A 22367-nucleotide genomic window follows, 5' to 3' on the forward strand; every position below is an offset into this window, starting at 1 on the left:
GCTTCCCTGCGGGACGGCCTTCGCCCGGCTCGCGTCAGATGAGGGCGGTGGCCTCTTCGAGAGAGAGGTCACCGCCTTCGGCGTACGCCGTCTCGAACGCGGCATCGCCCAGCAGCGCCCGGGCCTCCGCCTCCGTACGGTCCCGGTCGTCGCGCACGATCATCGCCGGTACGTGTGTCGTGCCCCGCAGGGCGTCGTACGCGCCCACCAGGCGCGCCGCGTCCGGGCCGGCCGGCGCACCGCGTACGGCCATCAACACCCGGGCGCCGGTGAGGAGCTGGACCACCGGCAGGTCCGGGGCGACCATATGGGTCAGCCGGTCCTGAAGCATCTCCAGGGCTGACCGGATGCGCGTCAGCAGCCCCTCGTCGCGGTGCCCCTCGTCCAGGTCCAGCGAGATCATCGCGGCTTCCAGCAGCCCGACGAACAGGTCCGGGGCGCGCGGGGTGAACACCTCCCGCACGGCGTTCAGTTCGGTGCGGGCCTCGTCGTAGCGGCCCGTCATCGTCAGTCGCATGGCGAGGGTCATCCGGGCGAACGGCTCGGTGTCCCGGCCGCTGTTGCCCTTCGCGGCCTCGGCCAGCACCTCGCGCAGCATCTGCTCGCCGACGTCCCCCTGGCCGTCCTCGATCAGCACCGCGCCCAGCCGGCAGCGCAGCAGCAGCGTCTGGCCGTGGGCCCCCAGACTCTCGGCGTGCTCCATCGCCGCCCGGTAGTCGGCCGCCGCCGGCTCGTAGGCCCCGCGCTTCTCGTGGGTCTCGGCGCGTCCGGCCAGCGCCTCGGCCGCGCCCCAGGCGTCGCCCACCCGCAGGAATATCCGCAGGGCCTCGTCGGAGTCGCGGGCGGCCTGGGACAGCACGCCGGGACGGTCGTTGAAGATCTTGGAGCGCAATTGCAGGACGTAGGCCAGCTCCCATACGTAGCCGAAGTCGCGGCAGGCGAGCACCGCGCTGTCGATCAGCGCCGCCAGCTCCTCGAAGTGGCCCGTGAGCAGCACCGCGTAGTGCCACATCACCCCGGGCACCTTGCAGGTCTGCGGCATCCCGATGCGGTACGCGGCGAGGATGCCGGCCAGCTCCTCCTGCATCTCCGGCTTGCTCAGCGCCTGGATGTCGCTGTCCATGCTGGAGAGCGCCACCAGCCGGATCTCGCGGCGGGCTTCCAGCAGCTGCTCGGGGGGCATCGGCGGCGGGGCGTCGATGGGCCGCTCGTAGAGCTCGGGGGCCGGCTCGACCGGCGGCAGGAACGGGTTGGGGCTGAGCGCCGCGACCGCGGCGGACCAGTGGCGGGCGTCGCTGCGGTGGTCGCGCAGCCACCAGAACCAGTACAGGGACAGCACCAGGCACAGCGCCTCGTGCTCGTCCCCGGCGGCGACCGCGCGGCGCAGCGCGGTGCGCAGGTTGTCGTGCTCCAGCTCCAGCTGCTCCATGGCCGCGCGCTGACCGGGGCCGCGCAGCAACGGGTCGCGGGTACGGGCCAGTTCGCGGTAGGCGACGAGGTGGCGGTGCTCGGCGGCGGCCCGCTCTCCGGCCTCGTCCAGCCGCTCGGCGGCGTACTCCCCCACGGTCTCCAGCAGCCGGTAGCGCATCTGCCCGCCGGCATCGCTGCCCGAACCGGCCGGCGCCGCCACCACCAGCGACTTGTCGATCAGCGAGCCGAGCAGGCCGGCCACCTCGTACCCCTCGACGCCGTCGCCCGCGCACACCTCTTCCGCGGCGGCCAGGTCGCAGCCGCCGGCGAAGACCGACAGCCGGCGCAGCACCGCCCGCTCGGGCTCGTCGGTCAGGTCCCAGGACCAGTCCACCACCGCCCGCAGGGTCTGCTGCCGGGGCAGCAGGGTGCGGCTGCCGTTGGTCAGGAGACGGAAGCGGTCGTCGAGCCGGTCCGCCAACTGGCGTGGGGTGAGCAACCGCAGCCGGGCGGCGGCGAGTTCGATGGCCAGCGGCAGGCCGTCCAGCCGGCGGCAGATCTCGGAGCAGGCCGCCAGGTCGTCCGCGACGCGGAAGCCGCGGCGGGCGGCGGCCCCGCGGTCGGCGAGCAGTCGCAGCGCGACCGGGTCCGGCAGCGGTTCGACGGGCCGCAGCACCTCGCCCGGTACGGCCAGCGGCTCCCGGCTGGTGGCGAGCACGGTGACGCCCGGGCAGTCGGCCAGCAGCCGCTCGGCGAGCTGGGCGGCGGCGTCGATCACATGCTCGCAGTTGTCGAGGACCAGCAGCATCCGGCGGCCCGCGCAGTGTTCGGCGAGCCGGCCCAGCGGGTCCAGCGCGGTCGGGTCGGTGGCGGCCCGCAGTCCGTCGGCGGTGGTGCCGCGGACGACGGTCTCGCGGGCGCCCAGCGCGGTCAGCACCGCCTCGGGCACGGTCTGCGGATCGTCCACCGGCGCCAGCTCCGCCAGCCAGACGCCGTGCGGCCAGGCGTCCGGCCGCGCGGCCGCGGCGGTCTCGGCGCCCTCCTGCGACAGCCGGGTCTTGCCGGCGCCGCCCGGCCCCAGCAGCGTCACCAGCCGGTGCTCGGCCAGATCGGACCGGATGGCCGCGAGGTCGGCCTCCCGGCCGACGAACGAGGTGAGCCGGGCACGGAGGTTACCGGGCGGCACGGGGGCGGGGGCCGGCACGGGGGCGGGGGCCGGCGCGGGGGCGGCCGGGGCCGGGGCCGGCGCCACGGCCGGCTGCGGCCGCAGCAGTTCGCCGTGCAGGGCCCGCAGCTCCGGGCCCGGGTCGGTGCCGAGGCGGTCGGCGAGGCCGGTGCGTATCTCCTCGTAGGCCGCCAGCGCCTCCGCACCGCGTCCCGCCGCGCGCAACGCCCGCAGGCGCAGCGCCTGGAGCGGCTCGTCGAGCGGGTGGTCGCGGCACAGCGCGAGGAGCATCGGCAGCGCCCGGTCGGGGCGGCCGAGCGCCAGGTCGGCGGCGAGCCGGGTGCGCTGGACGTCCAGGCGGCGGCTCTCGGCGCGGGCCGCCTCCACGCCGGGCTCGGGCAGGTCGGCGAGCGCCGGACCGCGCCAGAGCCCCAGCGCGTCGTCGAGCACGGCGGCGGCGCGGGCCGGATCCGCCTCGGCGAGCGCCCGCACGCCGTCCGCCGCGAGCCGCTCGAAGCGGTGCAGATCGACGGCGTCGGGCTCGGCGCTCAGCCGGTAGCCGCCGTCGACCGAGACGATGGCGTCCCGGCCCAGCACCCGCCGCAGCCGGCCGACGAGCGCCTGGAGCGCACCGGCCGCGTCGGCCGGCGGGTCCATGCCCCAGACATCGGTGATCAGCACCTCCGGGGTCAGCGCGCGGCCGGGGCGCAGCGCCAAGGCGGCCAGCAGCGCGCGCAGGCGTGCTCCGCCGACGGCGACGGGGGTGCCGTCGGCCCGGCCGGCCTGGGTGGTGCCGAGAATTCCGTAACGCACCGGCCCATTGTCGTTCAAGGTGGGAGGTCCTTCGCCACCTGTTTCGATTTCGGGACACGTGCCGGGCCGGCGGGGCGGGTACCGGAAGACCGGTGCGCCGGGCGCCCCCGCGCGGTTACGGTCGTTGCTGCCCCTCACGAGATCCGCTGACCTTCGGGAGCCCGCCCACCATGACCACAGCAATCCGGCGCGCCGACCGCCGCGTCAGTCCGGTCTTCCTCGCGCTCGTCGCCGTCCTGGCGGTGTCGGGGTGGGCCGTGTGGAGCGGCACCCTCGCCTCGAACACCGGCTTCGCGGTGTTCCTGTTCGTGGTGTCCGGCTGGGTGGTCTCGCTGTGCCTGCACGAGTACGCCCACGCCCGCACCGCGCTGCACAGCGGTGACATCTCCGTCGAGGCCAAGGGCTACCTCACGCTGAACCCGCTCAAGTACACCCATGCGCTGCTGAGCATCGTGCTACCGGTGATCTTCGTGATCCTGGGCGGCATCGGGCTGCCGGGCGGCGCGGTGTTCATCGAGCGCGCCCGGATCAAGGGGCGCTGGCGGCACAGTCTGATCTCGGCGGCCGGGCCGCTGACCAACATCGTCTTCGCCGCGGTGTGCACCGCCCCGTTCTGGCTGCACGGGCTGGAGGGCGTCCCGACGACGTTCCGCTTCGCGCTGGCGTTCCTGGCGCTGCTCCAGGTCACGGCCGCCCTGCTGAACTTCGTCCCGGTGCCCGGGCTCGACGGCTACGGCGTGATCGAGCCCTGGCTGTCACCGGGGCTGCGCCGGCAGGTGGAGCCGTTCGCGCCGTTCGGACTGCTCGCGGTCTTCGGACTGCTGTGGGTGCCCGAGGTCAACCAGGTCTTCTTCGACCTGGTGGACGTCATCCTGCGCGGCCTGGGCGTGTCCCGCTTCGACACCTACTTCGGCCAGGAGTTCTTCCGCTTCTGGCAGGGCGCGCCGCAGGTGCCGCAGGTCTACTAGGCGGGGTCCGGCCGGATCAGGCCGGATCAGCGGGCCCGGCATGCTCCGAAAGACGCGGCCCAGGGCCGGCGCCGGCTCAGCCGGTCACCTCGGCCTGCTGGGCCCGCTCCAGCTTCGCCTTGCGGACGTAGAACCACGCCATGTTGCTGGAGATACCGGCCAGCAGGACCCAGACGATCCCGACGAAGCTGCCCTCCACGAAGGAGACGACGGCTGCGGCGACGGCGAGAGCGCAGACGGCGAGGGCCATGAGGGCGAGTCGGGGCATGGGATCGGCTCCTGTCGGAGAGTGGTGCGGTCCTCCCCAGTGTCCCCCATGACCCGACGGACCAGGGCCCGCCCCCACCCGGCCGGGGGGCGAGCGGCGCGTGTCCGGGAACCCTGCGGAGCCGTTGGCAGGGGGACGGCATGCGTCCTCGCCGTCGCCCGACCGTCCCCTCGTCACCGGGAGAACACCATGGTCCGCCCTCTCCTGCTCCGGCCGCGGCTCGGCCGGGTCGCCGCCGCCGGGCTGTGCGCCGCGTCCCTCGCCCTCGCGCAGGCGACGCCGGCGGCCGCGGCCGAGAAGAAGGTCTCCTTCTCCTTCACGTACAGGATGTACTCGACCACCTGGGCGCAGAGGGCCGGCAAGCTGCACATCCGGTTCACCCGGTGCTGGTCGCAGCGGGAGTTCCATGCGCTGCTCATCCGGAAGAAGGTGGGCCCCGACACGAAAATGGAGGGGCACACCGTGCGGTGCGTCCCGCACCGGCGGGCGTACTTCGACGCGCCCGTGGCGGGCGCGTACTACTTCGAGTTCACCAAGCTCAACGACGGTGAGCCGATCCGGGGCAACGCCACCGTCACCTTCCCCCGCTGAGGCCCCGCCCGTCGGGCCGGGACCCGGAAGGGGTGCCGGCCCGACGGGCGGAACGCGGGACTCAGACGTCCGTGACCCGCAGCCCGGCGTGGGCCTTGTACCGCCGGTTGACCGAGATCAGGTTGGCGACCAGCGACTCGACCTGGTGGGCGTTGCGCAGCCGGCCGGCGAAGACGCCGCGCATGCCGGGGATGCGGGCGGCCAGCGCCTGCACCAGGTCGGTGTCGGCGCGGGACTCGCCGAGCACCATCACATCGGTGTCGATCTGCTCGATCGCGGGGTCCTGGAGCAGTACCGCGGACAGGTGGTGGAAGGCGGCGGCGACCCGGGAGTCGGGCAGCAGGGCGGCGGCCTGCTCGGCGGCGCTGCCCTCCTCCGGCTTGAGCGCGTAGGCGCCCTTCTTGTCGAAGCCGAGCGGGTTGACGCAGTCGATGACGAGCTTGCCGGCCAGCGGCTCGCGCAGCGCCTGGAGCGTCTTGGCGTGTCCTTCCCAGGGCACGGCCACGATCACCACATCGCTGCGGCGGGCGCACTCGGCGTTCTCGGCGCCCTCGATGCCGAGGCCGAGCTCCGAGGCGGCGTTCTGTGCGCGCTCGGCGGCGCGGGAGCCGATGATCACCTTCTGGCCGGCCTTGGCGAGCCGGTAGGCCAGGCCGCGGCCCTGGTCACCGGTGCCGCCGAGGACACCGACCACGAGACCGGACACGTCCGGGAGGTCCCACGGGTCGCGCCGGAGGGCGGCCTTGGCGCGGGTCGCGGCGTTCGGGGAGTGGGCATCGTCAGGAGTAGTCATGCCAGCGATCCTGTCACGCGGGTGCGGCCGGGCGCGGGCCGGTGAGCGAGTGGTGCCGCCGGTCGCCGGCCCGCCGGGATCACGCCTTGACGCTGCCCTCCGTCAGCCCCGTACGCCAGTAGCGCTGGAGCACGGTCATCAGCACCATCAGCGGCAGCACGGACAGGAACGCGCCGCCCACCGTGTACTGGTAGAGCACCGGCTGGCGGTCCGCGTAACCGGTCCACGACGTCAGGCCCAGCTGGATCGGGTAGAGGTCGGAGTCCGAGAGCATCACCAGCGGCAGGAAGTAGTTGTTCCAGATGTGGACGAACTGGAACAGGAAGACGGTGACCAGCGCGGGCGTCATCAGCCGCAGGCCGAGCCCGCCGAAGATCCGGGCCTCGCCCGCGCCGTCGATCCGGGCCGCCTCCAGCAGCGAGTCGGGCACCGCGGCGGCCGCGTAGATCCGGCAGAGGTAGACGCCGAAGGGGCTGACCGTACTGGGGATGAGGACCGCCCAGTACGTGTCGGCGAGGCCCATCGAGCTGAAGAGGAAGTAGAGCGGGAGGGCGAGCGCGGTCCCGGGGATCAGCACCCCGGCGAGCACGACGTTGAAGACCGCCTCCCGGCCGCGGAAGGGGAATTTGGCCAGCGCGTAGCCGGCCGCCGCGGACAGCAGGGTGGCGCAGACCGCGCCGATCCCGGCGTACAGCAGGGAGTTGGCGAACCAGCGGAGGTAGATCCCGTGGTCGTAGGTGAGGACGTCGGCGAGGTGGTCGAGGGGGTGCGGATGGGCGGAGAACCAGAAGCCGAAGGTGCCGAAGAGGTCGGCGCTGTTCTTGGTGGTGGAGACGATCAGCCAGTAGACGGGGGTCAGGAAGTAGAGCGCGGCGACGGTCAGCAGCGACGCGGTGATGATCCGGTAGCGCACGGGGGGCTGGGTGGTCCGCGCGCGGGCCGGGCGCCGGGGCGTCCGGGCGCGGGCGGGGAGCCGGGTCATCCGCGGTCCTTCGCGCGCCCGCCGACCAGCCGCAGGAAGCCGAAGGACAGCCCGCACGCCACCAGGGCGAGCAGCACCGCCTCGGCCGCCGCCACATGCTGGTTGTTGCCGACGAACGCCTCGCTGTAGGCGTGCAGGTTGGGGGTGAAGCCGGAGTCGATGGAGGAGGCGAGCGGCCGCAGCACCATCGGCTCGGCGAACAGCTGGAGGGTGCCGATGATGCTGAAGACGGTGGTCAGCACGAGCGCCGGGCGGATCAGCGGGAGCTTGATGTGCCGGGCGACCTGCCAGGCGTTGGCGCCGTCGATCCGCGCCGCCTCGTACAGCTCGCCGGGTACGGCCTTGAGCTGGGCTATCAGCACCAGCATGTTGTAGCCGGTGAACTGCCAGACGACGATGTTGGCGATGGCCCACAGCACGCTGCCGCGGGAGAGGAAGTCCACGTCCCAGCCGAGCGCGCCGGCGATCTTCACCAGCGGGCTGATGCCGGGTACGTAGAGGAAGCCCCAGAGGATCGAGGCGATCACCCCGGGCACGCCGTACGGCAGGAAGAAGGCGCTGCGGAAGAAGGTGACGGCGCGGGCACCGGCACTCTCCAGGAGCAGGGCGAGGGCGGTGGCGAGGACGAGCATCAGCGGGATCTGCACGGCGCCGAAGAGCAGCACCCGCCCGAAGCCGGCCAGGAACCGCCCGTCGGAGAGCGCCTGCGCGTAGTTGGCGAGGCCCGCGAACGCCTCGTGTTCCCGGCCGCCGAGGCCGAGCGGGCCGGTGCGCTCGGTGGTGTACAGGCTCTGGTGGAGGGCGTAGACGATCGGGGCGAGGAAGCAGAGACAGAAGACGGCGAGGAAGGGCAGGACGAAACAGGCCGCGGCCCGGGCGTTGCGGGCCTCGGTGCGGGTCGCGCGGCGGGGGCGGCGGCGCGGGGCCGGCCGCCCGGGGGCGACCGGCGCGGCGCGGCTCAGGGTGTCCCGGCTCACCCGCCGCTCTCCACCTTCAGGCCCTTGCCCTTGAGGTCGGCGAGGGTCTGGCCCTGCACCTTGGTGAGGGCGGAGCGGAAGGAGCTGCCGTCGGCGAGCGCGTCGGTGAAGGCGTCGCCGAGCCGCTGGTAGAGGGTGTCGACGCCGGGGCCCCACTGCCAGCTGGTGTCGACGTGGGCCCCGGCGTCCGCGAAGATCTTGCTGTACGCCTGGCCGCCGAAGAACGCCTTGTCGACGTCGAGGTCGGCGGTGGAGTAGCCCTTCTTCGCGCTGGGGAAGCCGTAGCCGCCGTCGATGAGCAGGGCGATCGACTCGGGGTCGGTGTTGAGCCAGACCGCGAAGTCCAGGGCGTCCTTGGGGTAGCTCGCCTTGGCGAAGACGGCGGTGGTCGAGCCGCCCCAGTTGGCGAAGTCCTTGCCGCCGGCCTGCCACTGCGGCAGCGGCGCGGCCCGCCATCTGCCCTTGGTGCCCGGCGCGTTGCCGACCAGCAGTGCGTCGCCCCAACTGGCGCCCACCCAGGCGGCGATGGCGCCGGTCTGGAGGTCCTTGTACCAGGCGTTCTGGCGGTCGGGGATGGTCTTGACGAGCTTCTGCTTGACGAGGGATTCCCAGTAGTCGGCGACCCTGCGGGTGGGTTCGTCGTCGATGTGCACGATCCAGGTGTCGCCGTGGTTGGCGTACCACTTGGCGCCGGCCTGCCAGGCGAGGCCGGAGAACCGGTTGCCGTTGGTGGGCGCGAAGGTCTCGATCCAGGCGCCCTTCCTGCGGACGGCCTTGGCGGCGGCCTCGTACTCGTCCCACGTGGTGGGGGTCCGCACCCCCCACTCGTCGAAGAGGTCCTGTCGGACGAACAGGCCCATCGGCCCGGACGCCTGCGGAACGGCGTAGATGCCCTTGCCGAAGACGGACTGCTGCCACTGCCAGCCGAAGAACTTGTCCTTGTGGCGGGCGGCGCCGAGCGGGGCGAGGTCGAGCAGCCCGTTGTCGAGCAGGAAGCTGGGGATGACCGGGAACTCGATCTGGCCGAGGTCGGGCGGGTTGCCGGCCTTCACGGCGGCGTGCATCTTCGCGTACTGCTCGCCGTTGACCGCCGACACCTTCTCGACCTTGACCTGCACCTCCGGGTTCTTGCGGTTCCACAGGTCGACGGGCTTGTCGATGCCCGGCACCCAGGACCAGAAGGTCAGGTTGATCTTCTGGCCCTTCTTGCGTTCCCGGGGCGCCCGGCCGTCACCGTCGCCGCTGTCGCCGCAGCCGGCGAGCGCGAAGCCGGCGGCGAGCGCGGCCGCCCCGCCCAGGACCGTTCTGCGGTGCATCGGATTGCTGGTCATCGCGGTTCCTCCACGGGGATGCGGCGGAAGGTGATCGTCGAGTACGCGCTGAAGTCACCGGTCTCGGGGAGCAGTCCGACGGTCTCGGGGTCGAGGCGTACGAGGTCGGAGCAGGCGCCCGGGAGCCCGCTGACTGCGTGCGCGGTGGGCCAGGTCAGGCCGCCGTCGCGGCCGGCGCGGAGGGTGAGCAGGGCGCGGGCGGCCGGGTGGCCGGGTCCGGTCGCGTGCCAGCGCCACTGCGGCAGTTCGGCCTGGTCGGTGATCTCGCGGAGCGGGCGCCAGGACGCGCCGTCGTCGTCGCGGCACCGAGCTCTCGTACGCCACGGGTCACCCCCAATGGGCAGGGACGTAGGACGTCCCTTGTCCTGTGCGGTGACCATAGGGAGCGCCCAACTGACCGTCAAGACAGCACACATGGCGCATTTCCGCGCCGGCAACGACACCGCCGACACGGGATGGCATCCCGGTGAACGGGATCAACGGGGCGGTGCCGCTATTCCGCCAGCCGGCGCCGGATGCCGTCGAAGTGCCGGTGTATCGCCTCCACGGCGCGGTCGCCGTCGCCCGCCTCCAGCGCGTCCACGATCTCCTTGTGCTGACGGTAGGTCACCTCGGGGTCGGGGCGGCCGTCGGAGAGGTCCTCGCGCACCCGGCGCAGCGCCGCCCAGAACGCGTCCAGCACCTCGCTCAGGAGGTGGTTGCCCAGGGAGCGGTAGAGCGCGAGGTGGAAGGCCCGGTCGGTGGCGCTCTGCACCATGCCGCCGCGCGCCTCCTCCGCCATCCGCTGCACCAGGCCCTTGAGGACGGTGAGGTCCTCGGCGGGCAGCTCGCGGGCGACCGCGCCGATCAGGCCCGCCTCCAGCGCCTCGCGGACCTCCATCAGCTCGTACAGGCTCGGCTCGCCCTGGTGGTGGCGGACCGCCGCGCGGAAGGCGACACCCTCGACGAACGGCTCCAGGGTGAGCGGGCCGACGTAGGTGCCGAAGCCGTGCCGGATCTCGACGATGCGCATGGCCTGCAGCGCCTTGAGCGCCTCGCGCACCGAGTTGCGGCTGACGTCGAGCAGGCCGACCAGCTCGGCCTCGGTGGGCAGCGGGTCGCCCGGCACCAGCCCGCCCTGCAGGATCAACTGCTTGATCTGCGCCTGCACGTCCTCGGACATCGTCCCTCGCGCCATCGAATCTCCCTCTCCGCACCGCGTGTGCCGCACCGTCAGCCCGGCCGCGACGCCGGCCGCGACTCCCCCGAGTTCTTGAGGAGAGGGGGGACCCCCACCCAAGCCCTGAAGGAGCAGGGACCCGCATCGCCCGGTACGCACATCCTTGACCGACCGCCTGTGAACAGGGCTATTGTGCTCTGACATAGGACATCCCATGTCCCATGTCTGACGACATCGCCACCCACGACGCCCACGTCCGACATCGGAGACCCCGGAGCCCGTCATGGCACTGCCCGCCCCCCTTCACGGCGTGATCCCCCCGGTCTGCACCCCGCTCGGTCCGCAGGGCGAGGTCGACACCGAGTCGCTGACCCGCCTGGTCGGCCACCTCCTCGACGGCGGGGTGCACGGCCTGTTCGCGCTCGGCTCCACCAGCGAGGTCGCCTACCTCACCGACGACCAGCGCGCCACCGCCCTGGAAACCGTCGTCAAGGCCGCCGGCGGCCGGGTCCCGGTGCTCGCCGGCGCCATCGACACCACCACCCCGCGCGTCCTCGACCACGCCCGCACCGCCGCCGGCCTCGGCGCCGACGCCCTGGTCGCCACCGCGCCCTTCTACACCCGCACCCACCCCCGGGAGATCGCCGACCACTTCCGCCGGCTGCGGTCCACCGTCGACCTCCCGCTCTTCGCCTACGACATCCCGATGGCCGTCCACACCAAGCTCCCGCCGTCCCTGGTGGCCGAACTGGCCGCGGACGGCACGCTTGCCGGGCTCAAGGACAGCAGCGGCGACGAGGGCGCGCTGCGCCGGCTGCTCGTACGGCTCGGCGGCCGCGCCGGCCGCCGCACCGGCCGGGCGCCCGGCTTCTCGGTCCTCACCGGCTCCGAACTGACCGTGGACGCCGCCCTGTTGGCGGGCGCCGACGGCGTCGTCCCGGGCCTCGGCAACGTCGACCCGGCGGGCTACGTACGCCTCTACGACGCCGCACTGGCCGGCGACTGGGAGCGCGCGGCCGCCGAGCAGGAGCGGCTGGTCGCGCTCTTCGCGATCACCGACGCCGGTCCGGAGGCCGAGATGGGCCGCAGCTCCTCCGCCCTGGGCTCCTTCAAAGCCGCCCTGCACCTGCTCGGCGTGCTCGCCCGGGGCACCACGGCCTTCCCCCAGCGCCCGCTGAGCGAGGAGTCGGTCCAGGAGGTAGGACGTCGGCTCACCGCCGCCGGCCTGCCGCCGGTCCGCTGAAGGCCGCCGGGGCAAGTCCCGTACGGGTGAATGCCGTTGAAGGCACAACCAGGCGTCCCGGGCCCGGGGAAGGATGCCGGCATGGATGCCGTACGGGTCGCGCTGCTGCGTGAGGTGCTCGCCGGGACCGAGTGGATCCAGGACACCCGGCGGTTCGCCGGGTCGCTGCGTACCGCCGTGGCCGCGCACGGCGGCGGGCTGCTGCTGGTCGGCAGCGCCGCCTACGAGCCCTGGCACCTGGCCGCCCATCTGGACGACGAGGCCGCCTGGTCGGGGCTGCCGGAGCTGTCGCCGACGCTGGTGCGGCATCGCGTCCCGGGTGGCGCGCCGGCTCATCTCGCGGTGGGTCTCGGGCGCTTGGCGGCGGCCGGGCGCGGCGAGACGCTGCTGGTCGTGACGCCGGAGCAGCCCGGCGCCGGGCTGCTGGAGCGGGTGCACGACGCCCGGCGCAACGGTGCGACGGTGCTCGCCCTGGACGGCGGTGACCGGGATCTGCACGCCCTCGCCCATGACGCGCTCGCCGCCCCGCCGGGCCCGCCCGAGGGCGCCGCCGGGACCGCCCAGGACCTCGACCTCGACACCGTCCAGCACCTGGTGAGCGCGGCGGCCGGCGAGAACAGCCTGCCCGCGCCCCGCCGGCGGCGCCGCTTCCGCGACCGACTGGCCCGTCTCGCCGACCAGTTGACCGCCCCGCCGCCACCGCGCTGGTGAGCGGGCATCCGGGCCCGGGCGGGCCCCGGCCGGCCGGGGCGTAAATCCTTTGCGCCGGCCCGCGCCCGGGCGGACGATGGTGCACCGTGACCTCGGACGACCCCCCATCCCCCGCCCCCGGACGGCCCGCGCGCCGGCGCCTGCGCGCCCTGCTGCCGGACCCGGCTCCCTGGCGCTCCTCGCACGACTTCCGGCTGATGTGGTGCGCGGGCGCGATCACCGTCTTCGGCAGCTTCCTGACCTTCGTGGCGCTGCCGCTGCAACTCAAGGAGCTGACCGGCTCCACCCTCGCGGTCGGTGCGCTGGGTGCGGTGGAACTCGTCCCGCTGATCGTCTTCGGGCTGTACGGCGGTGCGCTCGCGGACGCCATGGACCGCCGCCGGCTGATCCTGTGGACGGAGAGCGCGCTCGGCGTGATCGCCGTGGTGCTGCTCCTGAACAGCCTGCTGCCGCACCCCTTCGTATGGCCGCTGTACGCGACCGCGGCGGTGTCCAGCGCGCTGACCGGTCTCCAGCGGCCGGCCCTGGACGCGATCGTGCCGCGGATCGTCCCGCACGACCAGCTCGCCGCAGCCGCCGCGCTCAACGCGCTGCGCTGGCAGATCGGCGCCGTCGCGGGCCCGGCGCTGGCCGGCGGCCTGCTCGCGTACGCCGGCCTGACCTGGGCGTACGCCATCGATGCGGCCACCTACGGGATCTCCGTGCTGCTCGCGGTGCGGCTCGCGCCGCAGCCCGCCGCGCACGAGGCGCGCAAGCCGTCGCTGCGCGGGATCGCCGAGGGCGCGCGCTACGCGTGGAGCCGCAAGGAGCTGCTGGGCACCTACGCGATCGACCTGACCGCGATGCTGTTCGCCTTCCCCCTGGCGGTGTTCCCGTTCCTCGCCGAGGACCTGCACGCGCCCTGGGCGCTGGGGCTGATGTACGCGGCGCTGCCGGCCGGGTCCCTGGTGGTGAGCCTGACCAGCGGCTGGACGTCGCGGGTGCACCGGCAGGGCCGGGCGATCGCCCTGGCCGCCGCCGGGTGGGGGCTGGCGATCACCGCCGCCGGGCTGCTGCACGACGTCTGGCTGGTGCTGCTGTGCCTGACACTGGCCGGCTCCTGCGACATGATCAGCGGCATCTTCCGCTCGGCGCTGTGGAACCAGACCATCCCCGACGAGCTGCGCGGCCGGCTGGCCGGCATCGAGCTGCTGTCGTACTCGGCGGGCCCGCAGCTGGGCCAGGTCCGGGCCGGCGGGATGGCGGCGCTGACGGGCGTGCGGGCGTCGGTGTCGGCGGGCGGGCTGCTGTGCTTCGCGGGGGTGGCGCTGCTGGCGCTGGGCCTGCCGAAGCTGATGGCGTACGACTCCCGGACGGATGAGCACGCCCGGCGGATGCGGGAGCGGCGGGCCGCCGGGAGCGGGCGCGGGGACCGGGACGGCGCCGCACCGCGGGATCCCGGCGCGGCCCCGGCCGTCGCCTGACCCGCGCCGGTCCGGCCGGCGGGGCGGGGCCGGCGGTTCAGTCCTCGTCGGGGCCGCTCCGGCCCGTGTCCTGCCACCTGGGGTCGGTCTCCCACTCCACGTTCCGCTCCTGCGCGGTGGCCATGGCGTGCGCGGCCTCCTCGCGGGTGGCGTAGGGGCCGAAGCGGTCGGCGGCCCGGCACTCGGGGCCGTCCTCGACCTTCTTGTGCTTGAGGCAGTAGTACCACTCGCCGGGCTTACCGGCCGTCCGTCTCTTGAACAGCGCCATCGCCGCCTCCTGTGGGTCTTCCGTGACCTTCATCCTGCCCGACGGCCCGCGGATACACTCGCTGGCATGTCTGGCCAGTCGCTTCTTGTCCCGGGGAAGATCTCCCCCACCCGCCCCGTCCCCGCCTCGATCCGGCGCCCCGAGTACGTCGGGAAGGACGCGCCCACGCCCTATACGGGGCCCGAGGTGCAGGACGCCGAAACGATCGAGAAGATGCGGATCGCCGGCCGGATCGCCGCGCAGGCGATGGCGGAGGCCGCCAAGCACATCCAGCCCGGTGTGACGACCGACGAACTGGACCGGGTCGCCCACGAGTTCATGTGCGACCACGGCGCCTACCCGTCCACGCTCGGCTACCGGGGCTTCCCCAAGTCGCTGTGCTCCTCGCTCAACGAGGTCATCTGCCACGGCATCCCGGACTCGACCGTCCTCAAGGACGGCGACATCGTGAACCTGGACGTGACCGCGTACATCCACGGTGTGCACGGCGACAACAACGCCACGTACCTGTGCGGCGAGGTCGACGAGGAGTCCCGGCTGCTGGTGGAGCGGACCCAGGAGGCGCTCAACCGCGCGATCAAGGCGGTCAAGCCGGGCCGGCAGATCAACATCATCGGCCGGGTGATCGAGTCCTACGCCAAGCGCTTCGGCTACGGCGTGGTCCGTGACTTCACCGGTCACGGCATCAACTCGTCCTTCCACTCCGGCCTGATCGTTCCGCACTACGACAGCCCGCACCACACCACCGACATCAAGCCCGGCATGACCTTCACCATCGAGCCGATGCTGACGCTGGGCACGCACGAGTACGACATGTGGCAGGACGGCTGGACGGTGGTCACCAAGGACCGCAAGCGGACCGCGCAGTTCGAGCACACGCTGGTGGTCACGGACACCGGGGCGGAGATCCTCACCCTCCCCTGACGCGGCCGGCGGGGTCTGCCGCGTCGGGCCCCGCCGTCACCGGTCCCTGGCCGGAACTTTTACCGACAGGATGTCGGGAACAGGCGTAGGCTGGTTTACCGACAGGACGTCGGGAAAGGTTGACCCAGGCACCGGCCAGGTGCCGGGCGGCCCGGTGGGACCCCGTCACCGCGGTCCCCGTTCCCGGCCGCTCCCCACGGCCCCGGAGGTCCGCCTTGGCAGCGTCCAGCCCGACCGGCCCGCGCCGCTCGTCCGGCGCCCCGCCCCCCGCGCCCGCGCCCGCGACGCCGTTCTCCACGGTCATCCGTACCGCCTCGCACGACCAGCACACCGAGGCCGAGCACGCGCCGTTCATGAGCAACCTCCTCGGCGGCAGGCTCGGCGTGACGGCGTACCGCCGCTACACCGAACAGCTGTGGTTCCTCTACCGCGCGCTGGAGGACGCCTCCGGGGCGCTCGCCGGGGATCCGGTCGCCGGCCCCTTCCTCCGCCCCGAGCTGGCCCGCACCGCCGAGCTGGAGCGCGACCTCGCCCACCTCGGCGGCCCGTCCTGGCGCGACGGGCTGGCGCCGCTGCCGGCCACCGCCGCGTACGCGGACCGGGTCACCGCCTGTGCCCGCGACTGGCCGGCCGGCTATGTCGCCCACCACTACACCCGCTACCTCGGCGACCTCTCCGGCGGCCAGATCATCCGCGGCACGGCCGAGAAGACCTGGGGCTTCGCCCGCAAGGGCGACGGCGTGCGGTTCTACGTCTTCGAGGACATCGCCAACCCCGCCGCCTTCAAGCGCGCCTACCGCGCGCTGCTGGACGCGCTGCCGCTGGACGACCTGGAGAAGCAACGGGTCGTCGACGAGTGCAAGCTCGCCTTCCGGCTCAACACCGCGGTCTTCCGGGAGCTGGGCGAGCAGTTCCCGCTGAGCGCGTAGGCCCACGTCGGCCCGCGCGGGCCCTACGGCACCTCGCGCCGCACCCGGCCGCCGACCTCGACGGTGCCGTCCGGGTACGGCCGGGTGAGGAGCTGCGAGCCGGCGCCCTGGCGGATGTCCAGGGGCCGGCCCAGCTCATGGGTCAGCAGCACGGCGGCGGCGCCGGTGGCCTCGTCCTCGACGATCGCCCCGGTACGAGCACCGGCTCCACCGGAGCGGCTGACGCCGCGCTCCTCAATGCGGCGCGGGAACCCCCGCGCGCGCACCACACCCGCGGACTCGTCCTGCCACGCCCAGGCGTAGAGCCACCCCTCGCCCGGCGGCGGCGCGGGAAGTGCGTCGACCTCGGCCGCCGAGGCGTACCGTGCGGTCCGGCGCGACGGCACCCACTCCGCGCGGCCGCGCACCCAGGTGAGGTCGCCCTCGAAGCGGACCTCGACCTCGCCGGCCGGCGGGCGCAGGACGCGCGGCGGCCGCCCCAGGCTCCGCAGCAGCCAGGCCAGCCCGACCAGCGGATGGCCGGCGAACGGGAGCGGGACGCTCGGGGTGCGGATGTCGACGGTGCCGCGCGCGGCGTCGTCGAGGAACACCGTTTCGCTGAAGCCGAGTTGGGCGGCGAGCGCGGCCCGCTCGGCGTCGCCCGGGACCGCCGCGCCGTCGCGTACGACGCCCAGCGCGTTACCCGCGGCCCCGTCCGGCCCGCAGAACACCCGGAGCACCTCGATGTCGGTCATCGGGCCATTGAATCGCAGGGGCCGGCGGGCGCCAGGGGTCGCCGGGCCGGCGAAAGCGCAGGTCATGACCGGTAAGCGAGGGCGGCCCTTACCTTGACCCGCGCGTGACGGTTCCGTGACCCCGGGCGGGCCGATCCGTGATCGGGCCGTTGCGCATGAGAGCGGGATCACTGGACAGAGTGGCCAGAAGTAGGTAAGCCTCAGATAAGTTAGGGCCGCCTTAGTGGCGACCCTGACCCCTGTCTATTGTTCCGTACGTCGTTTCCGTACATCCGAGCCCGCTTGGAGCCCCGTATGCGAGCCCTTCGCTCCTCCGCCGTCGCCGCCGTCGCCGCGGCGGCGGCCGTCACCGCCGTCGCCGGCTGCGCCGCGAAGAACGACGGCAAAGGGGGCGGCAAGGGGACCGTCGAGGTGACCGCGACCGACTCCAGCTGCGAGCTCTCCACCAAGGAGTTCCCCGCCGGGCACGTCCGCTTCGCGGTGCAGAACAAGGGCTCCAAGGTCACCGAGGTGTACGTCTACGCGCCGGGCGACCGGATCGTGACCGAGCGGGAGAACATCGGGCCCGGCACCAGCGCGGAGATCACCGCCGAGGTCAAGGCCGGTTCGTACGAGATCGCCTGCAAGCCGGGCATGAAGGGCAACGGCATCCGGCAGAAGGTCACCGCCAGCGGCAAGGCCGCCGGCACGGCCAAGCGCGACCCGAAGCTGGACGCCGCGGTCGCCGCCTACCGCACGTACGTGCAGGAGCAGGCCGACCAGACCCTCCCGAAGGCGCAGAAGTTCGCCGACGCGGTCAAGGCCGGCGACCTGGAGGCGGCGAAGAAGGCGTACGCGCTCTCCCGCGTCGGCTGGGAGCGCACCGAGCCGGTGGCCGAGTCCTTCGGTGACATCGACCCCAAGGTCGATGTGCGGGCCGACGGGCTGGAGCCGGGCCAGAAGTGGACCGGCTGGCACAAGCTGGAGAAGTCCCTGTGGGAGACCAAGAAGATCTCCGGGGACGACAAGAAGCTCGCCGACCAGCTGATGACCGACCTGAAGGACTGGCAGAAGCGGGTCGGCAAGGCCGAGATCACCCCGACCAGCATGGCCAACGGCGCCAAGGAGCTGCTCGACGAGGTGGCCACCGGCAAGGTCACCGGTGAGGAAGAGCGCTACAGCCACACCGACCTGATCGACTTCCAGGGCAATGTCGAGGGCGCCGAGAAGGCGTACGAGCTGCTGAAGCCGGTCGCCGCCAAGAACGAGCCGGCGCTGGCCAAGGAGCTGGACAAGCAGTTCACGGCGATCCACGCGCAGCTCGACAAGCACCGCGACGACAAGGCCGCCGACGGCTTCGCCTCGTACGACACGGTCTCCAAGAGCGAGCGCAAGGAGCTGTCCGACGGCGTCAACGCGCTCGCGGAGCCGCTGTCCAAGCTGGCCGCCGCCGTGGCCACCGTCAAGTAGTCCGCCGCAGGGCAAGGGGTCAAGATGACGCACGACGACGGCAAGACGAGCACGGACGCGACCGCCGGCAACGAGAAGGGTGCCGAGGGCACGCAGCCGGCCAACGGGCGGACGCCTTCCCGGCGTTCGCTGATCGGCTGGGGCGGGGCCGGGCTGGCGCTCGGCGCGGTCGCGGCCGGCGGGACGGCGGCGGCGCTGCGCACCGGCAGCGACGCCCAGCCGGCCGGCGCGGACGCCACCGCGGGCGCCGCCATCACCTTCCACGGCGCGCACCAGGCGGGCATCGCCAGCGCCGTCCAGGACCGGCTGCACTTCGCCGCGTTCGACGTCACCACCGACGACCGCGACGAGCTGATCGCGCTGCTCAAGGAGTGGACGAAGGCGGCCGCGCGGATGACGGCCGGCGACGCGGTCGGCGACGGCGCGGTCGGCGGACTGGCGGAGGCCCCGCCGGACGACACCGGCGAGGCGCTCGGTCTGCCGCCGTCCCGGCTCACCCTGACCTTCGGCATCGGACCGACGCTGTTCGAGAAGGACGGCAAGGACCGGTTCGGCCTCAAGGACCGGCGGCCCGAGGCGCTGATCGACCTGCCGCAGTTCCCCGGCGACAACCTCGACAAGACGCGCAGCGGCGGCGATCTGTGCATCCAGGCATGCGCGGACGACCCGCAGGTCGCGGTGCACGCGATCCGCAACCTGGCCCGGATCGGCATGGGCAAGATCGCCATCCGCTGGTCGCAGCTCGGCTTCGGCAAGACGTCCTCGACGACGCCGGACGCCCAGACGCCGCGCAACATGCTGGGCTTCAAGGACGGCACCCGGAACATCGCGGGCACCGACACCGCGGCGCTGGACAAGCACGTGTGGGTCGGCGAGAAGGACGAGAAGGGCAAGGCCGGCTGGATGGCCGGCGGCTCCTACCTCGTCGCCCGCCGGATCCGGATGCACATCGAGACCTGGGACCGCACCTCGCTCAAGGAGCAGGAGGACGTCTTCGGCCGCGACAAGGGCGAGGGCGCCCCGGTCGGCCGGAAGAACGAGCGCGACGAGCCGCATCTGAAGTCGATGCTGCCGACCGCGCACGTCCGCCTGGCGCACCCGGACACCAACGGCGGGATACGCATCCTGCGCCGCGGCTACTCCTTCACCGACGGCACGGACGGCCTGGGGCGGCTGGACGCGGGGCTGTTCTTCCTCGCCTACCAGCGCGACGTCCGCGAGGGCTTCGTCCCCCTCCAGCGGCGGCTGGCGGCCAACGACGCGCTCAACGAGTACATCCAGCACGTGGGTTCAGCGGTCTTCGCGGTCCCGCCGGGCGTCCGGAATGCGGACGACTGGTGGGGCCGGCAGCTGTTCGCCTGACACCGCCGACATGGCGATGAAGTTCAAGGAAGGGAAGGGACCGGCGTGTTCGGCAACTACCTGATCGGTCTGCGCGAGGGCCTGGAAGCCAGCCTCGTCGTCTGCATCCTGATCGCCTATCTGGTCAAGACCGGCAGGCGGGAGGCGCTGCGCCCGGTCTGGCTCGGCATCACCCTCGCGGTGGTGCTGTCGTTCGCGTTCGGTGCGGCGCTCCAGTTCGGCTCGGAGACGCTGACGTTCAAGGCGCAGGAGGCGCTCGGCGGTTCGCTGTCGATCATCGCGGTGTGCCTGGTGACGTGGATGGTCTTCTGGATGCGGCGCACCGCGCGGCATCTGAAGAAGGAGCTGCACGGCAAGCTGGACGCGGCGCTGCAGATGGGCACCGTGGCGCTGGTGATCACCGCGTTCCTGTCGGTCGGCCGGGAGGGCCTGGAGACCGCGCTGTTCATCTGGACCGCCGCGCAGTCCGCCAACGACGGCGTACGGCCGCTGATCGGGGCGCTGCTGGGGCTGCTGACGGCCGTCGTGCTGGGCTGGCTGTTCTACCGCGGCGCGGTGCGGATCAACCTGGCGAAGTTCTTCACCTGGACCGGCGCCATGCTGGTGGTGGTCGCGGCGGGCGTGCTGGCGTACGGCTTCCACGATCTTCAGGAGGCGGACATCCTGCCGGGGCTCGGCTCGCAGGCGTTCGACATCAGCGCGCAGATCCCGGCGGACAGTTGGTACGGCACCCTCCTCAAGGGCATCTTCAACTTCCAGCCGGACCCGACCGTCCTCCAGGTCACGGTGTGGGCTCTGTATCTGGTCCCCACGCTGTCGTTCTTCTTCGCCCCCGGTAGGGTTGCGCCGAATCGTGCCACCCCGGCGGCTGCCCAGTCCGCCCCGGTCGCCCCGAAGGAGCCCGAGCCCCATGACACGCAGGTCGCCGTTCCGGGTGCCCGCAGCACTGACGTCGGCAGCGACGGCGCTGGTGATACTGAGCGGGTGCATGACGGTGCACGGCGAGAGGGAGATGCTGCCGGCGGTGGGGAAGGCTGAGGGCGCCAAGGCGCTCGCGCACTTCACCGACGGCTACAACAAGGCCAACCGTCAGCTCGACCCGGCGCTGAACCCCGCCATCGAGGCGGGCGCGCTGCTCGCCATCGACCAGGCGGGGGTGAAGGCGGCGCACGCGCTGCGCCCGCAGGGCAACCCGGCCTTCCCGCCGCTGGAGTTCAAGGACGCGCACTTCACCGTGCCCAAGCAGGCGGGCTGGCCGAAGTACTTCGTCGCGGACGCGCTCAGCAACCGCAAGGGCCCCGACGGCTCGCCGAGCCGGTGGTTCCTGGTGTTCAGCCGCAACGGCATCGACGAGAAGTGGCGTGCGGTGTACTTCGCCACCTTCGACGGCAACAAGGCGCCGGAGCTGAAGAAGGACGCGGACGGCTACGCCGAGGCGGTGCCGGCCGGCGGCGGGTCCGGTCTGGCGGTCGCCCCGGGCAAGCTGAGCCGGACCTACGCGGACTACCTCAACACCGGCAAGGGCGACGCCTTCGCGCCCGGCAAGAACACCGACAAGCTGCGGGCGCTGCGCGCGAAGCAGGCGACCCAGGTCGGTGCCCGCCTCCAGTGGGAGGATCAGCCGGCGGACTACCCGCCGGTCGCGCTGCGCACGGCGGACGGCGGGGCGCTGGTGTTCTTCTCGACCGTCTACCACACGCAGAAGACGTGGTTCGAGGGCGCGAAGATCACCGTGCCGGCGAGCCTTCAGGGCATCGTGGAGGGGTCGCCGAAGGGTTCCAACCGGCTGACGTTCACCACGGTCTCGGGGCAGGCGGTGAAGGTTCCGGCCGAGGACGCCGGCGGCAAGATCCAGATGCTGAGCCGCAACGAGCGGATCACTTCGGTGCGGGCGCAGTAACGCAGGTCGCAGGACGAAGGGGCCGTCGGACGGATCCGACGGCCCCTTCGTCCTGCGTGCGGGTGGCGCGCGGCGTGCGCGCTAACGGCCGATCGGCCAGGCCGCGGTCTCGTGGTAGGGCTCGCGGTCGGTGCGGTCGTGGAACTCGGCGCACGCGTCGGTGAGCGACTCCAGCAGCGTCAGCGGGTCCGGCAGCGGCAGCTCGGGGCCGCGCAGCCAGGTCACCGCGGGCTGGTCGCCGGGGAGGGTCGAGGGCGGCAGGAGGACGTAGCTGCCGCGGCAGTGCCAGCGCAGGCCCGGGTGCTCGTCGAGGGTCTCGGGGTGGCAGTCCAGCTCGCAGGGCCACCACTCGTCCTCGTCGTCCGGGGTGCCGCGGGTGGCCGTGAAGAACAGCATCCGGCCGTCGCCGAAGCCGGCCCCGCTGAGGGTGATCGGCCCGACCTCGATGCCCGCGGCCTCCAGCCGTTCCAGGGCGCTGCGGCCGGCCTCGACGGGGACGTCGAGCACGTCGTGGGCGATGCCGGTGGCGGTGATGAAGTTGGCCTGCGGGAGGGTGCGGATCCAGGCGGCGACCTTGTCGCGGTCGGTGGTGGCGACGGTCTGCCAGCCGAAGGAGACGGGATGCCGGCCGGGGGTGGGACAGCCGATGCGTTCGCAGGAACAGCCGTAGCCGGAGGGGTGGGCCGCGGGGGCGATGGGGAAGCCCGCTCCGGCCGCGGCCAGCAGCAGGTCCTCGCGGCTGCGGGCAGCCGCTGATCCCGTGTCCGTATCGCGCCCGTCCGATCCGCTCTTCGGCCGGCGCAGCCACTGGGAGAACCTGCTCTTGCGTTCCATCTATCCCCTCACTTCGAGCGGTGGTCTGGGATCAATGCTGCCACCATCCTGCGCCTCGGGTGACCGGTGTGGAGATCCGGGGTGAACGAAGGG

The 22367-nt window shown here is 73.0% G+C and carries 21 protein-coding genes and 1 pseudogene; 11 read left to right on the plus strand and 11 right to left on the minus strand.

What is annotated here, in order from left to right; all coding sequences use genetic code 11:
• Positions 1 to 34 precede the first annotated feature (34 nt).
• Positions 35 to 3388: an AfsR/SARP family transcriptional regulator gene (locus tag OO62_RS27960; RefSeq protein WP_033270400.1), complete on the minus strand. Its 3354-nt coding sequence runs from the start codon at positions 3386 to 3388 to the stop codon at positions 35 to 37.
• Positions 3389 to 3558: 170 nt separating this feature from the next.
• On the opposite strand from OO62_RS27960, the gene OO62_RS27965 reads away from it, so the two are divergent.
• Complete coding sequence (locus tag OO62_RS27965) at positions 3559 to 4356, plus strand: site-2 protease family protein (RefSeq protein ID WP_033270401.1); 798 nt, start codon at positions 3559 to 3561, stop codon at positions 4354 to 4356.
• A gap of 76 nt (positions 4357 to 4432) precedes the next feature.
• Here the strand turns inward: OO62_RS27965 and OO62_RS27970 are convergent, their stop codons facing one another.
• Complete coding sequence (locus tag OO62_RS27970) at positions 4433 to 4624, minus strand: hypothetical protein (RefSeq protein ID WP_033270402.1); 192 nt, start codon at positions 4622 to 4624, stop codon at positions 4433 to 4435.
• Between the two features lie 189 nt (positions 4625 to 4813).
• Here OO62_RS27970 and OO62_RS27975 point away from each other — a divergent pair, with 189 nt between their 5' ends.
• Complete coding sequence (locus OO62_RS27975; RefSeq protein ID WP_033270403.1) at positions 4814 to 5215, plus strand: hypothetical protein; 402 nt, start codon at positions 4814 to 4816, stop codon at positions 5213 to 5215.
• Between the two features lie 61 nt (positions 5216 to 5276).
• Here OO62_RS27975 and npdG read toward each other — a convergent pair whose 3' ends face one another.
• The 6 genes and pseudogenes from npdG to OO62_RS28005 form a co-directional block, all read right to left on the minus strand.
• Entirely contained in the window at positions 5277 to 6008 is a 732-nt protein-coding gene (gene npdG / locus OO62_RS27980) for an NADPH-dependent F420 reductase (RefSeq protein WP_033270404.1), read from the minus strand.
• A 79-nt stretch (positions 6009 to 6087) separates the two neighbouring features.
• On the minus strand, positions 6088 to 6990 hold the full coding sequence (locus tag OO62_RS27985) for a carbohydrate ABC transporter permease (RefSeq protein ID WP_051733670.1): 903 nt from the start codon (positions 6988 to 6990) through the stop codon (positions 6088 to 6090).
• Entirely contained in the window at positions 6987 to 7967 is a 981-nt protein-coding gene (locus OO62_RS27990) for a carbohydrate ABC transporter permease (RefSeq protein ID WP_033270405.1), read from the minus strand. Before OO62_RS27990 ends, OO62_RS27985 begins: the two co-directional genes overlap by 4 nt.
• Complete coding sequence (locus OO62_RS27995; protein ID WP_033270406.1) at positions 7964 to 9298, minus strand: ABC transporter substrate-binding protein; 1335 nt, start codon at positions 9296 to 9298, stop codon at positions 7964 to 7966. Before OO62_RS27995 ends, OO62_RS27990 begins: the two co-directional genes overlap by 4 nt.
• Positions 9295 to 9519: pseudogene (locus tag OO62_RS38355) on the minus strand (sialidase family protein); the annotation flags it as partial. The gene OO62_RS27995 and the pseudogene OO62_RS38355, both read right to left, overlap by 4 nt.
• A 272-nt stretch (positions 9520 to 9791) precedes the next feature.
• Entirely contained in the window at positions 9792 to 10475 is a 684-nt protein-coding gene (locus OO62_RS28005; protein ID WP_033270408.1) for a FadR/GntR family transcriptional regulator, read from the minus strand.
• A gap of 265 nt (positions 10476 to 10740) precedes the next feature.
• Between OO62_RS28005 and OO62_RS28010 the strand changes: the two genes are divergently transcribed.
• The 3 genes from OO62_RS28010 to OO62_RS28020 all read left to right on the plus strand — a co-directional run bounded on the left by OO62_RS28010 (position 10741) and on the right by OO62_RS28020 (position 13874).
• Positions 10741 to 11700 (plus strand): dihydrodipicolinate synthase family protein, encoded by a 960-nt coding sequence (locus OO62_RS28010; RefSeq protein WP_033270409.1) that lies wholly within the window; start codon positions 10741 to 10743, stop codon positions 11698 to 11700.
• An 81-nt stretch (positions 11701 to 11781) separates the two neighbouring features.
• On the plus strand, positions 11782 to 12411 hold the full coding sequence (locus OO62_RS28015) for a hypothetical protein (protein ID WP_033270410.1): 630 nt from the start codon (positions 11782 to 11784) through the stop codon (positions 12409 to 12411).
• Positions 12412 to 12608: 197 nt separating this feature from the next.
• Positions 12609 to 13874, plus strand: a complete 1266-nt coding sequence (locus OO62_RS28020) for an MFS transporter (protein WP_078617395.1) — start codon at positions 12609 to 12611, stop codon at positions 13872 to 13874.
• A gap of 37 nt (positions 13875 to 13911) precedes the next feature.
• Here the strand turns inward: OO62_RS28020 and OO62_RS28025 are convergent, their stop codons facing one another.
• A complete protein-coding gene (locus OO62_RS28025) occupies positions 13912 to 14142 on the minus strand; it encodes a hypothetical protein (protein ID WP_033270411.1) in 231 nt (76 codons plus the stop codon).
• Positions 14143 to 14208: 66 nt separating this feature from the next.
• Here OO62_RS28025 and map point away from each other — a divergent pair, with 66 nt between their 5' ends.
• On the plus strand, positions 14209 to 15066 hold the full coding sequence (map, locus tag OO62_RS28030; protein ID WP_033270412.1) for a type I methionyl aminopeptidase: 858 nt from the start codon (positions 14209 to 14211) through the stop codon (positions 15064 to 15066).
• Between the two features lie 215 nt (positions 15067 to 15281).
• Complete coding sequence (locus OO62_RS28035; protein WP_078617388.1) at positions 15282 to 15995, plus strand: biliverdin-producing heme oxygenase; 714 nt, start codon at positions 15282 to 15284, stop codon at positions 15993 to 15995.
• A 23-nt stretch (positions 15996 to 16018) separates the two neighbouring features.
• Here OO62_RS28035 and OO62_RS28040 read toward each other — a convergent pair whose 3' ends face one another.
• Positions 16019 to 16729, minus strand: coding sequence for a PhzF family phenazine biosynthesis protein (locus tag OO62_RS28040; RefSeq protein ID WP_033270449.1), 711 nt, complete (start codon positions 16727 to 16729; stop codon positions 16019 to 16021).
• Between the two features lie 294 nt (positions 16730 to 17023).
• Here OO62_RS28040 and efeO point away from each other — a divergent pair, with 294 nt between their 5' ends.
• From efeO to OO62_RS28060, 4 genes are read left to right on the plus strand one after another with little or no spacing between them, the layout of a single operon-like run.
• Complete coding sequence (gene efeO / locus OO62_RS28045; RefSeq protein WP_033270413.1) at positions 17024 to 18178, plus strand: iron uptake system protein EfeO; 1155 nt, start codon at positions 17024 to 17026, stop codon at positions 18176 to 18178.
• Positions 18179 to 18202: 24 nt separating this feature from the next.
• Positions 18203 to 19540: an iron uptake transporter deferrochelatase/peroxidase subunit gene (gene efeB / locus OO62_RS28050; protein ID WP_033270414.1), complete on the plus strand. Its 1338-nt coding sequence runs from the start codon at positions 18203 to 18205 to the stop codon at positions 19538 to 19540.
• A 45-nt stretch (positions 19541 to 19585) separates the two neighbouring features.
• A complete protein-coding gene (gene efeU / locus OO62_RS28055; protein ID WP_033270415.1) occupies positions 19586 to 20578 on the plus strand; it encodes an iron uptake transporter permease EfeU in 993 nt (330 codons plus the stop codon).
• Positions 20511 to 21440, plus strand: a complete 930-nt coding sequence (locus OO62_RS28060; RefSeq protein ID WP_466978258.1) for an SCO2278 family lipoprotein — start codon at positions 20511 to 20513, stop codon at positions 21438 to 21440. Before efeU ends, OO62_RS28060 begins: the two co-directional genes overlap by 68 nt.
• Before the next feature lie 81 nt (positions 21441 to 21521).
• Here OO62_RS28060 and OO62_RS28065 read toward each other — a convergent pair whose 3' ends face one another.
• Complete coding sequence (locus OO62_RS28065) at positions 21522 to 22274, minus strand: bifunctional DNA primase/polymerase (protein WP_033270417.1); 753 nt, start codon at positions 22272 to 22274, stop codon at positions 21522 to 21524.
• Between the last annotated feature and the right edge of the window lie 93 nt (positions 22275 to 22367).

The organism is Streptomyces lydicus, from assembly GCF_000717345.1.
GTDB classification, from domain to species: Bacteria; Actinomycetota; Actinomycetes; order Streptomycetales; family Streptomycetaceae; genus Streptomyces; species Streptomyces lydicus.